Source organism: Bacillus gobiensis, from assembly GCF_001278705.1.
GTDB classification, from domain to species: Bacteria; Bacillota; Bacilli; order Bacillales; family Bacillaceae; genus Bacillus; species Bacillus gobiensis.
The window spans coordinates 853,110-867,838 of the sequence record NZ_CP012600.1 but is presented as its reverse complement, the minus strand read 5'-3'; the positions used below and the strand labels follow the sequence as shown (position 1 = coordinate 867,838).

The 14,729-nt window shown below is 40.0% G+C and carries 11 protein-coding genes and 1 pseudogene; 3 read left to right on the top strand and 9 right to left on the bottom strand.

The window, feature by feature from the left end; genetic code table 11:
- Positions 1–7 precede the first annotated feature (7 nt).
- Positions 8–1,357 carry an MFS transporter gene (locus AM592_RS04235; protein ID WP_053602628.1) on the bottom strand — a complete coding sequence of 450 codons (1,350 nt, stop codon included), beginning with the start codon at positions 1,355–1,357 and terminating at the stop codon, positions 8–10.
- A 245-nt stretch (positions 1,358–1,602) separates the two neighbouring features.
- Between AM592_RS04235 and AM592_RS04230 the strand changes: the two genes are divergently transcribed.
- On the top strand, positions 1,603–2,769 hold the full coding sequence (locus AM592_RS04230) for an aminotransferase A (protein WP_053602627.1): 1,167 nt from the start codon (positions 1,603–1,605) through the stop codon (positions 2,767–2,769).
- 45 nt (positions 2,770–2,814) lie between these two features.
- Here AM592_RS04230 and AM592_RS04225 read toward each other — a convergent pair whose 3' ends face one another.
- On the bottom strand, positions 2,815–4,602 hold the full coding sequence (locus AM592_RS04225) for a PAS domain-containing protein (RefSeq protein ID WP_053602626.1): 1,788 nt from the start codon (positions 4,600–4,602) through the stop codon (positions 2,815–2,817).
- 240 nt (positions 4,603–4,842) lie between these two features.
- Positions 4,843–6,933, bottom strand: a complete 2,091-nt coding sequence (locus AM592_RS04220; protein ID WP_053602625.1) for a peptidoglycan D,D-transpeptidase FtsI family protein — start codon at positions 6,931–6,933, stop codon at positions 4,843–4,845.
- 327 nt (positions 6,934–7,260) lie between these two features.
- Between AM592_RS04220 and AM592_RS04215 the strand changes: the two genes are divergently transcribed.
- Entirely contained in the window at positions 7,261–8,052 is a 792-nt protein-coding gene (locus AM592_RS04215; protein ID WP_053602624.1) for a CAP domain-containing protein, read from the top strand.
- Positions 8,053–8,173: 121 nt separating this feature from the next.
- On the opposite strand, the gene AM592_RS04210 is transcribed toward AM592_RS04215, so the two are convergent.
- From AM592_RS04210 to AM592_RS04195, 4 genes are read right to left on the bottom strand one after another with little or no spacing between them, the layout of a single operon-like run.
- Positions 8,174–9,037: an NAD(P)-dependent oxidoreductase gene (locus AM592_RS04210; RefSeq protein WP_053602623.1), complete on the bottom strand. Its 864-nt coding sequence runs from the start codon at positions 9,035–9,037 to the stop codon at positions 8,174–8,176.
- Positions 9,038–9,065: 28 nt separating this feature from the next.
- A complete protein-coding gene (locus AM592_RS04205) occupies positions 9,066–9,851 on the bottom strand; it encodes an SDR family oxidoreductase (protein WP_053602622.1) in 786 nt (261 codons plus the stop codon).
- Between the two features lie 54 nt (positions 9,852–9,905).
- Positions 9,906–10,673, bottom strand: a complete 768-nt coding sequence (locus AM592_RS04200) for a putative bifunctional diguanylate cyclase/phosphodiesterase (protein ID WP_158320291.1) — start codon at positions 10,671–10,673, stop codon at positions 9,906–9,908.
- Between the two features lie 11 nt (positions 10,674–10,684).
- Positions 10,685–11,458 carry a GGDEF domain-containing protein gene (locus AM592_RS04195; RefSeq protein ID WP_148564311.1) on the bottom strand — a complete coding sequence of 258 codons (774 nt, stop codon included), beginning with the start codon at positions 11,456–11,458 and terminating at the stop codon, positions 10,685–10,687.
- A gap of 234 nt (positions 11,459–11,692) precedes the next feature.
- Here AM592_RS04195 and AM592_RS04190 point away from each other — a divergent pair.
- Positions 11,693–12,358 (top strand): annotated as a pseudogene (locus tag AM592_RS04190) (GNAT family N-acetyltransferase).
- A gap of 248 nt (positions 12,359–12,606) precedes the next feature.
- Here AM592_RS04190 and ptsP read toward each other — a convergent pair.
- Positions 12,607–14,322, bottom strand: coding sequence for a phosphoenolpyruvate--protein phosphotransferase (gene ptsP, locus AM592_RS04185; RefSeq protein WP_053602619.1), 1,716 nt, complete (start codon positions 14,320–14,322; stop codon positions 12,607–12,609).
- Entirely contained in the window at positions 14,322–14,588 is a 267-nt protein-coding gene (locus AM592_RS04180) for a phosphocarrier protein HPr (protein ID WP_053602618.1), read from the bottom strand. Before AM592_RS04180 ends, ptsP begins: the two co-directional genes overlap by 1 nt.
- Positions 14,589–14,729: the final 141 nt, after the last annotated feature.

Genomic DNA, 14,729 nt, shown 5'->3' with positions numbered 1-14,729 from the left:
ATCGGCTTTAATCGATATCATGTTGAGACTCAGGAGGTGATTTTACTCCTCTATGTATGAATAGCCCGACAATTGCAAGCAACATCAAGGAACCAAGAGCCATTCTGCTTGCAGTATTTCCCCAATCGGCAAAAATCCAGGTAATGGATCCGTACAGCAAGGGACCGATAACCGAAGAAACTTTTCCGGAAAATGCGAATAATCCAAAGAATTGCCCCCTTTTATGTGGAGGTGTCAGTTCAATAATTAAGGTTCTTGACGTTACCCAGCATGCTCCAAGAGCCACACCGAATAAGGCTCCCGTAATCCAAAAGATCCAAGAAGCCACAGCAAAAACAGCAAGAGCCAGTGCAATGATTAATAAAATCCCTACATAAGTGACCGCTTTTTTTGCCCCAACGGTTTTCGTAACATATCCGAAAATAAAAGATCCTATAATACAGGCAAAAGTAGATACTAAGTAGAGCAAGATGAATTCCCCTGAAGAAAAACCGATAACCGCCTTTGCATAGACTGCCATCATCGCGATGGCTGTGGAAATGGAATCATTGAGAAAAAAATACGTGAGCATAAATAAAAAAGCAGGCCGGTACAAGCGAATTTCTTTAACCGTTTCGATAATCTCTTTGTATCCGCTAAAAAAAGATTTTTTCTCAGCTTCATTTCCTCTGCCTGCAAATGGGGCCTCTTTATATCCAATCATAAGTGGCAGGGAAAATAGCAAAAACAGCAGCGCAGTTGGGATAAAAGCTCTGTGAAAGTCTTCTCCAACGAATGGGTAAACAGACAGCCCGACAATCGTGCCTACATATCCAACAGCAATACCAAACCCTGATATAACCGGGATCGTTTCTTTCGTCCCTAAATCAGCAAGTATAGTATCATAAAAAACGAGACCTGAGCTATAAAAAAAACTGGCGATTACAAACAATAAAATCACTAGAAGCAGCGATAAAGAGAGCCCGTTTACAGTACCGGAAATGCCAGCGCCTGCAATCAACCCCATTAACAAAGTGCAAAAGACACAAATCAAGGTAAACCAGGTTATGTACCTTTTTTTCTTTCCTGTTCGATCTATTAGTACGCCAAAAAGCGGGGTGAAAATAACAAGCAAAAGGCTTGAAGCCGCATTTGCGTAAGAAATAAATGTACTGGCAATCTGATTCATTCTCTCGCTGTCACCTACAGCTTCCTGCAAATAAAACGGAAAAAAAATTGTCACCATATTGGATGAAAAAATCGTATTTGCAAGATCATATAGAGCCCATGATAGAATGGGAAGTGTAAGAAAAAGCTGAAACCCGCGTTTTTTTGTAAATTGAGATGAAGCTTTCCGGTCGATGTGTGATTCTGGCATATTGTTTCTCCTTTCATTCCTTCACCATTCAATTCTTTTTTAGGTACGGAATTTCCTTTAATGAATGAAAAAATTTACAAGAAATACATAATAAACGAATTTACAGACTGATCTATCGATAAAAACGGGAAAATTACTATCCAAAAGTTCTTGATCATTTATCTTTTGCATAGGTTTATTGATGACAAGTTGTTTAAAGATGGTAAAATAAGATAGACTTATTCTATTTATAAGGTGATGAAGACATGGAACATTTGCTTAATCAAAACGTAAAGACTATTGAAATATCAGGAATACGAAAATTTTCTAATCTCGTCGCCCAATATGACAATGTTGTGTCTCTTACCATTGGACAGCCTGATTTTTTTACTCCTCATCATGTGAAATCTGCAGCTAAAGCAGCCATTGATGAAAATTTCACTTCTTACACTCCGAATGCTGGATATATTGAACTGCGTGAAGCGATCCAGCGTTATATAAAAGAAAAGATGGAGCTTACTTACGATGCTGAATCAGAAATTATCGTTACAGCCGGGGCAAGTCAGGCGCTCGATACCTCGCTCCGAACCATATTAAATCCTGGAGACGAAGTTATTTTGCCGGGGCCGGTCTATCCGGCTTACGAATCGATCATCAAGCTGTGCGGTGCAACCCCTGTCTTTGTCGATACGACGGGACACGGCTTCAAATTGACAGCAAGGCTGTTGGAGCAGGCGATCTCACCGCAAACAAAATGTGTAGTCCTGAATTACCCGTCAAACCCGACCGGTGTTACGTTGTCTGAAGAGGAGCTTAAGGAAATCGCTGCTCTGCTGAAAGGAAGAAATATTTTCGTCTTGTCTGATGAAATTTACAGCGAGCTTATTTTTGACCGCGCTCACTCTTCCATTGCCACCTATTTGAGAGATCAGACCATTGTCGTTAACGGACTTTCAAAATCACACAGCATGACCGGCTGGAGGATCGGATTTCTGCTCGCGCCAAAGGAGATTAGCAAGCATCTATTAAAAGTGCATCAATATAATGTCTCCTGTGTTTCTTCGATTTCACAAAAAGCAGCATTCGAGGCAGTAACGAATGGTTTTGATGATGCATCGATCATGAGGGAACAGTACAAAAAAAGATTGGATTACGTGTATGACCGTTTAATCACGATGGGGCTTGACGTGATAAAGCCTTCCGGCGCTTTTTATATTTTTCCTTCCATTAAAAGGTTCGGATTAAGTTCTTTGGATTTTTCAATGGGATTGCTTGAAGAAGGAGTAGCAGTTGTGCCGGGGAACTCATTCTCTGAGTACGGAGAGGGCTATGTCAGACTCTCATATGCTTATTCTTTCAGCACTCTTAAAGAAGGCTTGGACCGCCTTGAAGAATTTATCATGACGAAGCTGGCAAGTCATACGCAAGCTTAAAAAAGTTTTTTAAGGACGATAACAACGGCTTAAATAAGGCCGTTGTTATTTTATAAATCGGATCGTAAAAGTGGTTCCCTCCCCGATTTTGCTTTTTACTTTGACAGTACCTTGATGATCCTCGATAATTTTATAGCTGATCATAAGCCCCAGACCGGTTCCCTTTTCTTTCGTTGTTAAAAATGGCTCACCGATCCGTTTGAGAATATCTTCGGGTATGCCTTCGCCTTCATCTTTAATCACAATTTCGATGTAATCTTTCTCTGCCTGAATGGCAATGTCAATCTTTCCGCCGGCCGGCATCGATTCGATTGAATTTTTTATAAAGTTGATAAACACTTGCTTCAAATGATTTCCATCACCTTTTATTGTCGAATCCTCATCATTGCAGTAGGAAGGATTGATAATAATTCCATTTAAATTAGCTTGTGTGTCGAGCAAAGCTGTTACCTCTCTAATCAGCTTATTCATATTTAAGGAATTGTTTATGGCATGCTGCTGCGGTTTTGCCAGCATCAAAAGTTCACTTAAAATGAGCTCAATTCGATTAAGTTCGGAAAAAACAATATCAAAATATTGGCCATTTTTATGAATAGCCGGCTTCATCAGTTGAAGAAAGCCCTTAATCGCTGTTAAAGGATTTCTAATCTCATGGGCGATACCAGCCGCAAGCTGTCCTGCTAACGATAGCTTTTCAGATCGAAGCATCAGCTCTTCTGTCTGCTTTCTTTCCGAGATATCTCGTAAAATGATTTGAACGGCATTATGACCAAAAAAGGTTGTCGGGATACATACCATTTCCGTGTAAATCAACCTCTCCTTAAACGTATACCACGTCTGTTTCATAATTTCTGAATCCGTTTTATTTTCAATGAAGCGTTCAAGTCTATTCTTTACATCCTGATGGTCGTTTGGATGCAGGAGGGAATAAATGTCTTTTCCGATTAACTGGTCATAATCCTCAGCATCGAATAACTGAATCCCCGAGTTGTTAATAAATACCCATTTTTCATTATGGATGACAGCAATGGTATCGATTGAATTTTGTATAAGCAGCTGATACCTTTCTCTGCTTTTTTGCAAAATATCCTGAAATTTTTTCCTGAAAGAAACATCTATCAGCTGAATGACCTCCGCGTTTTGCTTTTCAAATACCGTTGCTGCGGAATTAACCTCCAAGTGGATCAAAGAACCGTCAAGCTTTCTCCAAGTTTGCTCGACAATCCCGACATCCAAGCCTTTTTGCATGCGAATAATTCTATTTTTTACAATTTCATGGTAATCCTCTTCAATAAATTCGTAGGCATATTTCCCGATAATTTGATAAAAATGGGAAGCTCCCAAAAGCTGAAGCATCGACTTATTAGCATAAACAATTTTGCCGCGGATACTAATATACAATGCTCCAGGAAGGTTGTTGAATAATTTGGATGCTTCTTCAGAGCTCCAAGAAGCATTTTGGATATCAGGCTCATTTTGACTCTCGATATCTACGGGCTGATTTATTGTCCTCATCTTCAGAATGATTTCTCTTTCATTCATACTGATCTCGTTTGTGATAAAATCAATCGCCGCTTCGATATGTACATGAGAGTAATCATTCATTATGAATCGAAAGGTACAAGGCATTAAGCGATGTTCATTATAAAAAAAACGATCAATTAAGAATTGGTCTTCCTTATGTAAATAATTTTTCATTAATGTCCCAATTAGTTCCTCTTGCCTGTAGCCAAGCAAAGCTGAGCAATTGGAGGATATGTATTTAATTTGTCCCGTTGCTGATAATACTGCATATAAATCCTTGTGAGGCAACGATTTATCTTCTCTCTCCATATAAGATCAATAACCCCCTTCCAATCATCTTATATGAACATTCGATAAAAATCGGTATATCTCCTTCTAATATTATTAGATTCGTCAAAATTCGCTTAAAAGAAAAGCACGAAAACATTCGTGCTTTTCTCCCATATTAGCGGGCAGGTAATATTCATGTGTTGATTGGCCGCCCGTAAATACTGGGGGGTGATTAGCTAACTATCAGCGGCAAGAAAAATCTACTATTTAAGGTTTCGCCTATTCTTTACTATATTCTTTTTGCTGATCAACATATGCATCGATCACCCGTTTAGAAATGTTTTTACTAATTCTGTCCTTGTCGCTTTGTACCCATGGCACGATAACGCTAAATGCCACTTGCGGATTTTCCGACGGATAATAGCCGGCAAAGGTTAAATTATACGTTTCACGGCCAAACCATTCACGATTCACATCATAATAGTGTGCTTGCGCCGTCCCGGTTTTGCCGGAAACATCGTTTGATCCGAACAGTCCGAAAGCCGTTCCTCCAGGTGAGCTGGTCACCATTTTGAACCCTTGCTGTACGCGTTCAATATCCTCATCACTGTTGTTAATTCTATTTAAGATATTCGGCTTGTTGTCCTTTAAGACAGGACCAATCGTTTCACCGTTGTCAGGCTGATGAACACTTGAAACTACCCGGGGCTGCACCCGATACCCGCCATTAGCAATGACTGAAACATATTGGGCAAGCTGCAATGGAGTATACGTATCATACTGGCCAATCGCCTCATCCAAAAGCAATCCACCGACCATCCTTGAATCTGACTTTCCTCCGGCCGCTTCATTCGGAAGATCGATACCAGTTGGAACTCCCAGTCCAAACTGGCTGTAATAGTTTCTCATCGTTTCTAGATCTTCGAAATCAGCTGGCAATGGGCCGTATGGGGTGTAGTTTACGCCGGCAATATTCATGGCGATTTCGAACATATAAACGTTCGAGCTTTGTTTTAGTGCCGTCAAATCATTAATCGTTCCCATTGTCTTCCACGACGACTTTGTTAATGTTCCTAAATGAAGCGGACGGTCTGTAAAAAATTGACGATGAGGTATACCAAATTGGTAACCCGCCAGGACTGTGGCACCTTTAATGGTAGAACCAATCTGATATTGCGTCGTAAACGCTCCGTACGAAAAATCATTCATCTTGCCAGTTTGATAATCGACTTTCTTTCCAGCCATAGATAAAACATCACCGTTATTCGGATCCATCATAACTACAAATGCGCGGTCAAGCATGTAGTTGCCTCGTCCGCGTGAAGCTCTTAATTCTTCTTCGATGATTTTTTCCACTTTCTTTTGAAGCTCCATATCAAAGGAAAGTTGCAGGTCATAGCCTCTTCTTCCCTTTTCAACCTCGGTTCTGCTGAGGATATTTCCATTATTGTCTTCCTCGAATTTGATCTTTGGTTTAACAGGGTTTAAATCTTCTTCGTACTGGTATTCAATGTAGCTTTTTCCGACCCTGTCGTTCCCGGCATATCCTCTCGTCTTATAGTAATCTTCCCGTTCCTTTAAAATTCCTTGCTCGGGTGACGTAATGTTGCCGAAAATAGACGAGAGTACGCCGCCAAACGGATATGACCTGGTCCAATCGGTAATAATATCTACCCCCGGCAGCTCATCCAAGTGTTCCGACACCTTTGAAACTTCCTCATACGTGAGCTTTCCGCCCGGATTATCTTTATCCGATTGTTTTTTGTCAGGGTCCATAGACGATACGATTTGCGGCTCATAATACGATCCACCTGCAAAACGCCTGAAGATTGCTACAATTTCGTATTCCTTTGGATCATTCTTTATTCTTTTCAGTTCACTTTCAGGAACCCTTTCCACCTGCAATGGATACGATTTCTTTGCTTCCAGCGTTTTTTCGCTTTCGCTTAATAATTTTTTGGCTTTCTCTGGATAAGCAACAAGCCAATAATCCCGCAAGTCCCGTTCTCTCAAAAAGCTGGGATCAATATTAATATACTCTGCAAGCTTTCTTGCAGTAGCCAGCATTTCATCCGGCTTCACATGCTTCTCCAATGTATAGCTAATAGCAGGAATGCTTTTATTGTCGACAACCACTTTATGGTTTCTATCATACATTTTCCCACGCGGAGCAGGATACGTTGCATAAGACGACTCTACCTTCGTTACTTCCTGGGTGTATTCCTCACCATGAACAATTTGAACAACACCAAGCCGAATAATAAGTGCAGAAAACAATGCGAATACGGCAAAGAAATAAAGGTTTATCCTAATGATTCTTGACCGTCTTTTCTTTTTGGCTTGATCAGGAGATTGACTTGAACCAGTCACTAATTTCGCTTCCCCTTTCCTAATCTTGTTATTTACGAGACCTGATAATATTGTAACATTATTGTAATGGATGTTACAGAAAGAAAGATGAAAATATCGTGTCAATCATAATTTTGAAGTAAAATTATCATTTCAACGTAAAACTTGGAAATATAAGATAAGACGTTTCACTAGATAGATAGGTTTCATTCTTGTTATAACAAAGTTTTTAAAGATTAATAGAAATAAATAACAATCAATAATTGTAATGGGGAATTATGGAGATATTATTACGAAAATCTCATGTTATGATTCTTGTGTAGAAAAAAACAGAGGAGGATTTATTACATGAAGAAAAGCATTTTACTTTCAGTTGCAACAGCAGCAGCTTTAGCTACATTCAGCGGGGTTAATCATGCAGATGCGCAAAACATATGCGGAGGCACTGCTAATCTTCAAACCTCTAAAGATATTAAGAACGTACAGAATGTTCAATCTGTAGATCAAGATAAATTACAGGCTCTATTAGATTCCTATATTAAAGAGGGAAAAATTCAGGGCCAAGCACCAAATGCTCAAGCGCCTAAGAAGGAAGCAGCTCAGCCTGCCCAACCACAAAAACCGGCAGAGCAAGCAGCTCCAAAAGCACCACAAAAGGAAACAGCTCAACCTAAGCAGCCTGCTCAAGCACCACAAAAGGAAGCAGCTCAGCCTAAACAGCCTGCTCAAAATGAACAAAAGCAAGCGCCAAGCAATTCATCTGTAAGTGCATTCGAAAAAGAAGTTGTTGAGCTAACAAATGCCGAAAGACAAAAGCAAGGGCTAAAACCTCTTGAACTAGACGAAGAATTGAGCAATGTTGCTCGTACAAAATCTCAAGATATGAAAGACAAAGGATACTTTGACCACAACAGCCCAACTTATGGTTCACCATTTGATATGATGAAGCAATTTGGCATCAGCTACAAAACTGCCGGTGAAAATATTGCCATGGGTCAACAAACTCCACAAGAAGTCGTTAATGCTTGGATGAACAGCCAAGGTCATAGAGAAAACATTATGAACCCTAGCTTTACCCACATTGGCGTAGGTTATGTAAAAGACGGCAACTACTGGACTCAGCAATTTATTGGAAAATAAGAATCAAGAACCTTAAAAAAACAGCCTTCATCGAAGGCTGTTTTTTATTATCTGGCAAGTATGTCGCAAACCAGCTGCATATTATTTTTGACGATGCCCTCTTAGCGGGTTGAAGGTTCACTTATTTCCAAAGCTTATAAATAGCTTGTGTACCGCTGTTTTCCTCTCCTAGCTCCACTAGCTTTTGATAAAGTGATTCAGCCAGCTCCAGCCCCGGCATTTTTTCTCCCATGAGCTCCGCTTCCTCTAATGCGATTCCGATATCCTTTAAAAAATGCTTAATGTAAAAGCCTGGTTCAAAGTCACCATTTAGCATGCGCGGCGCGAGATTGGACAATGACCAGCTGCCTGCTGCACCTGTCGTTATGCTTTTTAATACGTTCTCAGGATCAAGTCCGGATTTTTCCGCATACACCATGGCTTCAGCAACACCGATCATGCCGGCAGCAATCGCAATTTGGTTGCACATTTTCGTATGCTGGCCGCTGCCTGCAGGACCTTGATATTGAATATTTTCACCCATCGTTTGGAAAAGGGGAAGAAGTTCATCAAATGCCGATTTGTCTCCTCCCGCCATAATCGCAAGCTTACCATTTTTCGCACCGATATCTCCCCCGGAAACAGGCGCATCTATAGCGATCAGAGCTTTACTTTTCGCTTCCTCATAAATTTTTTTAGCAAGAGACGGCTTTGATGTGGTCATATCGATCAAGAAGCTGCCGCTTTTGGCGTGATTAATAATTCCATCTTCAGAAAAATAGACCTCTTCAATGTCTCGTGGGTATCCAACCATCGTGATAATGATATCAGACTCACTTGCAAGCCCACGAACGGACGATTTCCAACTCGCTCCTTTTTCAATAAGCTCATCTGCTTTCGATTTCGTTCTTGTAAACACATGAAGCGGATATCCATTATTCATGATATGTCCTGCCATACTGTTACCCATTACACCTAGACCAATAAAACCAACTGATTTTCCCATGAGAAGCCTCCTCTAAAATTTTTTTCTATTATACAGATTTCACAAATCCGCCGTCGATCAGAAGGGTTTGCCCAGTCATATATGTATTTTTTTCAGATAGCAAAAACGCCGCATATGCAGCAAAATCGTTTGGATCACCGTAGGAACCAAGAGGGATTTGCAATTCCGATTCCTTTTTTATCTGCTCTACGCTTTTTCCGAGCGTGTCCGCTTTATTTTGGTCCAAATAAGCAACGCGGTCGGTAGCGATTTTGCCGGGTGCAAGGGTGTTAATCAAAATATTGAATTCAGCAAGCTCTGTTGCCAACGTTTTTGTTAACCCGACGATTCCAAGTCGGAAGGTGTTTGATAAGAGAAGACCAGGGATTGGTTCTTTAACAGAAGAAGATGCTATATTTATTATTTTCCCGCCGTTTTTCTTTAAATACGGCAAAGCTTCCCGGATTAAGCGGACATAGCTGAGCAAATGAAGCTCAAATGAATCCTTCCAATCGTCATCTGTTAAATCAGCTATGCTTCCTCCTTTTGGGCCGCCCACATTGTTTACTAGGATATCAATCCTTTCGTGACGCTCCAAGGCAGCATGAATGAGCTGCTTTATGTCCTCGCTGTTTGAAAGGTCACAAACCCGGTAGTCGATCAGGCCGCTCCCTAAATACGAAAGCTCCTCTTTCACCTGCTTTAATGCTTGTTCATTTCGTCCGGATAAAATAACATGGGCTTGTTCTTTTGCAAGCTCTTCTGCGATCGCCTTCCCGAGTCCTTTACTGCTTGCAGCGACAATTGCAACCTTGTCCTTTAAATTTAAATCCATCTAAAAGCCCCCCTTTTTTCTTTATCTTATCATGAAAAAAGGGCTATGTCTGAATCAAGCGATTTTAAACTGCTTATAAATGAAAGAACTGATTTGTTCTTTTTGAACAGGCGGCGAATAAAAATACCCTTGAATTTTAAAACAATCGATGCTCGTCAGGAAAGTGAGCTGCTCTTCCTTTTCCACTCCTTCAGCAATAACATCCAGTTCTAAATAATCAGCCATCGTAACAATGGTTTTAATAATTGATCTGAACTTTTGATCGGTAACGATCTCATCAATAAAGCTTTTGTCGATTTTAATCCGGTCGATTGGAAGCTTATTGATGTAATTTAATGAACTATAACCGGTTCCGAAATCATCCATGCTGATTTCAATCCCAAGCTGTTTTATCCTGGAAAACTGATCGATTACATACTTGTCATCCATGATCATGACAGACTCAGTGATTTCCAGTTCAAGATAGCGGGCATCGATGTCAAATTCAGTTAATGTGTCTTTTATAAATTGATAAAGGTTTTTATGGGCAAAATGAAGCTGTGAAATATTAACTGAAACTCTGAAAGGAAATTCCAGCCTGTCAGACCATTCTTTAATGTGTTCACAAATTTTTTTGAACACACGCTCTTCCAATTCATTAATAAGCCCGTATTTTTCAGCGATTGGAATAAACACGCTCGGCGGAATAACTCCTTTTTGCGGATGAATCCACCTGGCCAATGCTTCAACGCCGATCATTTTTTTAGTTACGCTATGAATTTTCGGTTGGTAATCGACATAAAAACAGTCCTGTTGCAGGGATGACCTCAGTTCCTTTTCCAACCGGAGCTCATCTAACCTCTTCTCGTCAAGCTCAGGAATATACAAAATACACTTACCTTGGATTCCTTAGCGCTTTGCATAACCGTCTCACCAAGACGAGTCAATTGGTCGAATTGTTTTGGCGTTTTTGCGTCAGAAAATGCAACTCCAATAGATGCAGTGAGATCACATTTTGTGTTGTTAATGCAAAATCCTGTTTTTAATTGTTCTGCTATTTCTTCAGCAAACGCGGCTGCTCCGTCAGCAGTTAACCTTGTTGATAAAATGACAAATTCATCACTTTCATTTCGAGCCACCGTATCTTTTCCTTTTACAATTATTTGTTTTAACCTTTTTCCTATTTCGATGAGCAGATCATTACCAAAGGACATGCTATATAAATCATTCCATTTTTTGAAATTATCGATATCGATATGAAAGTACGAATGCTGCACTCCTTCTGTTGTAGATTGCAGAAGAAATTGCTGTAAAAGATAATTTTTGTTATATAAACCCGTTAATTGATCGTAAAATGCTGCAAAAGCGATCTCTTCATCTTTTTTCCGGATTTGAGAAATATCTTCTGCAATTACAATAACACCTGGTGTATCATTTTTCACGTTACTCGGAATCATGTTTGCACGAAGCAGAATTGATCTTCCCGATTTATTCTGCAGCGAAAAATGAAAGCTTGACGAAACGCCATTTAAAGCTTGGAGAAAATTCTTTTGAAAGAGCATGCGATCCTTTTGATCAATCAGTTTTAAGAGATTAATATTTTTTAACAAATCCGGTTCAATATTCAAAATCAATTAGCGCCATGCGATAATCACCAGCTTACTGTAGAAATGATACTTTACTATCGTTATCGGCTAAATTTTTTATAAATAAAGGGATGCACCTGAACTTTTTAAGGTATTTCAATATTAGCCCGTTAACCTTAACTGAGGTTAATGATGGGGCTGATTTGACCAGCAAATATTTTCTATGCCCGCATTAAAAGATTTTTTATAATAAAAAGAAAGGCGGGGTGACTAAGAATGATAAAAGAATTATTTGTAAAAAGCGAAAACGGTTATGAAAAAATGATAATCCGCAATTATGACTATTCGGATATCCCAGCTTTACAATCCCTGCAGCAAACATGCTTTCCTCCCCCATTCCCCGAAGAGCTTTTATGGAGCAAGGAGCAGCTGGATTCCCATGTCCGTCACTTTAATGAGGGAGCGATGTGTGCTGAAATAAATGGCCGGCTAGTCGGAAGCATGACAAGCTTAATTGTTGCATTTGATCCATCGAAACCTGGACATACGTGGGAGGAAGTAACGGATAATGGTTTTATTCGAACTCATAATGAAAATGGGAACACTTTGTATATCGCAGATATTTCAGTTGATCCTGAATACCGAAAGCTTGGTATCGGAAAATGGCTGATGCAAACGATGTATGAGCTCGTTGTACATAGAAGGCTTGAACGTCTTCTTGGCGGAGGGTGAATACCATTGTATCATCAGGTGAAAGACACGATGACGCCGGAGGAATATGTCGAATCGGTACTGCAAGGCTTACGGAAAGATCCGGTGCTATCGTTTCTTATTCAATGCGGCAGGGTTCCTACTGGGGTTGTGAGAAACTATTTAGACGATGAGGAATCGGTGAATTACGGGGTTCTTATGGAGTGGAAAAATCCTTTTTTATATGATTAATACGGCTTGAAACTCGTTCTTTTTTCATTTTACTTCTTAATTGGGCTGAATATTTATGGATTCTAGCAGGAAACGGAACATCTATTATTTCTGTCAGTTCACCTAATAATAAAAATCATCCCTGTTCCTTAAAAATTAAAACAGCCAAGATTATAATTATTATACGGTATGTCCTCTATTAATTGTATTGAAAAGGATACTAAAATTGGATAAAAAAACGGCCAAATCAAGTGATTTGGCCTTACGTGTTAAACATTGAATGTTTCTTTAACAAATGATACTACTTCCTCAGTTGAGCTCATGGAAAGGATTTTTTCTTTGAATGATTCAGCTTCTGCTTTTGATAGCTTGCTGATTTGTGTTCTTGCTGGAAGGATTGATGTTGCACTCATCGAGAATTCATCTAATCCAAGTCCCAGCAATATAGGAATCGCTACTTCATCTCCAGCCATTTCACCGCACATTCCAACCCATTTCCCTTCCTTATGGGCTGCTTCTATAACGAGTGTAATCAATCTCAGTATGGCAGGATTATACGGTTGATATAAGTAAGACACGCGTTCGTTCATACGGTCTGCTGCCATTGTGTATTGAATGAGGTCATTCGTTCCAATACTGAAAAAGTCGACTTCTTTCGCAAATTGATCAGCTAAAACCGCTGTAGAAGGAATCTCAACCATGATACCGATCTGTATATCATCGCTGACTTTATGCCCTTCATTCAAAAGCGTTTCTTTTACTTCAAGCAGTAAAGATTTTGCTTCTTTAAATTCATTGACAGTAGCAATCATCGGGAACATAATCCGTAAATTTCCATATGTACTCGCTCTGAGCAATGCACGAAGTTGAGTTTTAAAAATGTCTTGTTCCTCAAGGCACAGTCTGATGGCCCTAAATCCGAGGAATGGATTCATTTCTTTTGGCAGGTGCAAATATGGAAGTTCCTTGTCTCCGCCAATATCAAGCGTTCTTACAACAACCGGCTTTCCTTCCATTTGCTCCAAAACTGATTTATACGCATCAAATTGCTCTTCTTCAGTCGGAAGCTGGTCTCTGCCCATATAAAGGAATTCGGTACGATAAAGGCCTACCGCTTCGCCGCCATTCTCAAGAACACCTTTGACGTCAGCAGGTGTACCGATGTTCGCAGCAAGTTCCACATGCTGTCCGTCTGTAGTTACAGTTGGTTCATTTACGAGCTTCGCCCACTCTGCTTTCTGTTCTAAAAATTTGTCGTTTTTCGCCTTATATTCTGCGATCGCATCTTCTGATGGGTCAACGATTACTTCTCCGCTAATCCCGTCAACGATAACCAATTTTCCATTTTCGATTTCCTGGGTAGCCTTTTTCGTGCCGACTACTGCCGGGATTTCTAAAGATCTGGCCATAATCGCTGAATGTGAGGTGCGTCCACCGATATCTGTTGTAAAACCTTTGACAAATTCTCTGTTAAGCTGAGCAGTATCAGAAGGAGTCAAATCTTCCGATACGATAATCACTTGCTCGGAAATCAAGCTCGGATTTGGGATCTCCACACCAAGCAAATGCCCGATCACACGTTTTGTCACGTCTCGAATATCGGCAGCTCTTTCTTTCATATACTCATTATCCATTGATTCAAACATACTAACGAACATATCAGCGGTTTCTCTTAAAGCAAATTCTGCATTGACTGATTCGGAGCTGATTTTTTCCTTTACAGGGTTCAAGAGCTCCGGATCGCTTAATACGAGCAAATGCGCGGAAAAAATATCGGCTTTGTCTTGTCCAAGTTCTTTTAACGCATGAGCCTTGATGACTTCCAGCTCTTTTTTTGAGTTTTCAACCGCTTGAGCAAATCGCTCGATTTCAGCCTCCGAGTTTGTAACGGCTTTCTTTTCTACTGATAAATCCGGCTCTTCCAGGCGGTAAGCCTTTGCAATTGCAATGCCTGCAGAAGCACCGATCCCCTTTAGTTCCAACATTATTCCCCTAGTCCTTCACTCTTCATTGTTTCTTCAAGTGCGCTAAGTGCATCATTTTCATCTGATCCAGCTGCAGAAATTGTAATTTCAGCACCTTTTGCAATGCCAAGAGACATAACACCCATGATAGACTTTAGGTTCACTGTTTTTCCATTATACTCAAGGTTAATATCTGAGTCATATTTGCTTGCAGTTTGAACTAAAACTGTTGCGGGACGTGCGTGGATACCTGAATCTGCAGTTACTTTAAATGTCTTTTGTGCCATATTATACCGATCTCCTTTTTGCTATGCTTAATATACGCTCACAATATTACATCATACATCCGTAGTTGTCATCTGACAAGTGATCCATTTTAACAAAATTCTTTGTTTTTCGCTAAAATTGTTATTGTTTGTTGATAGTTT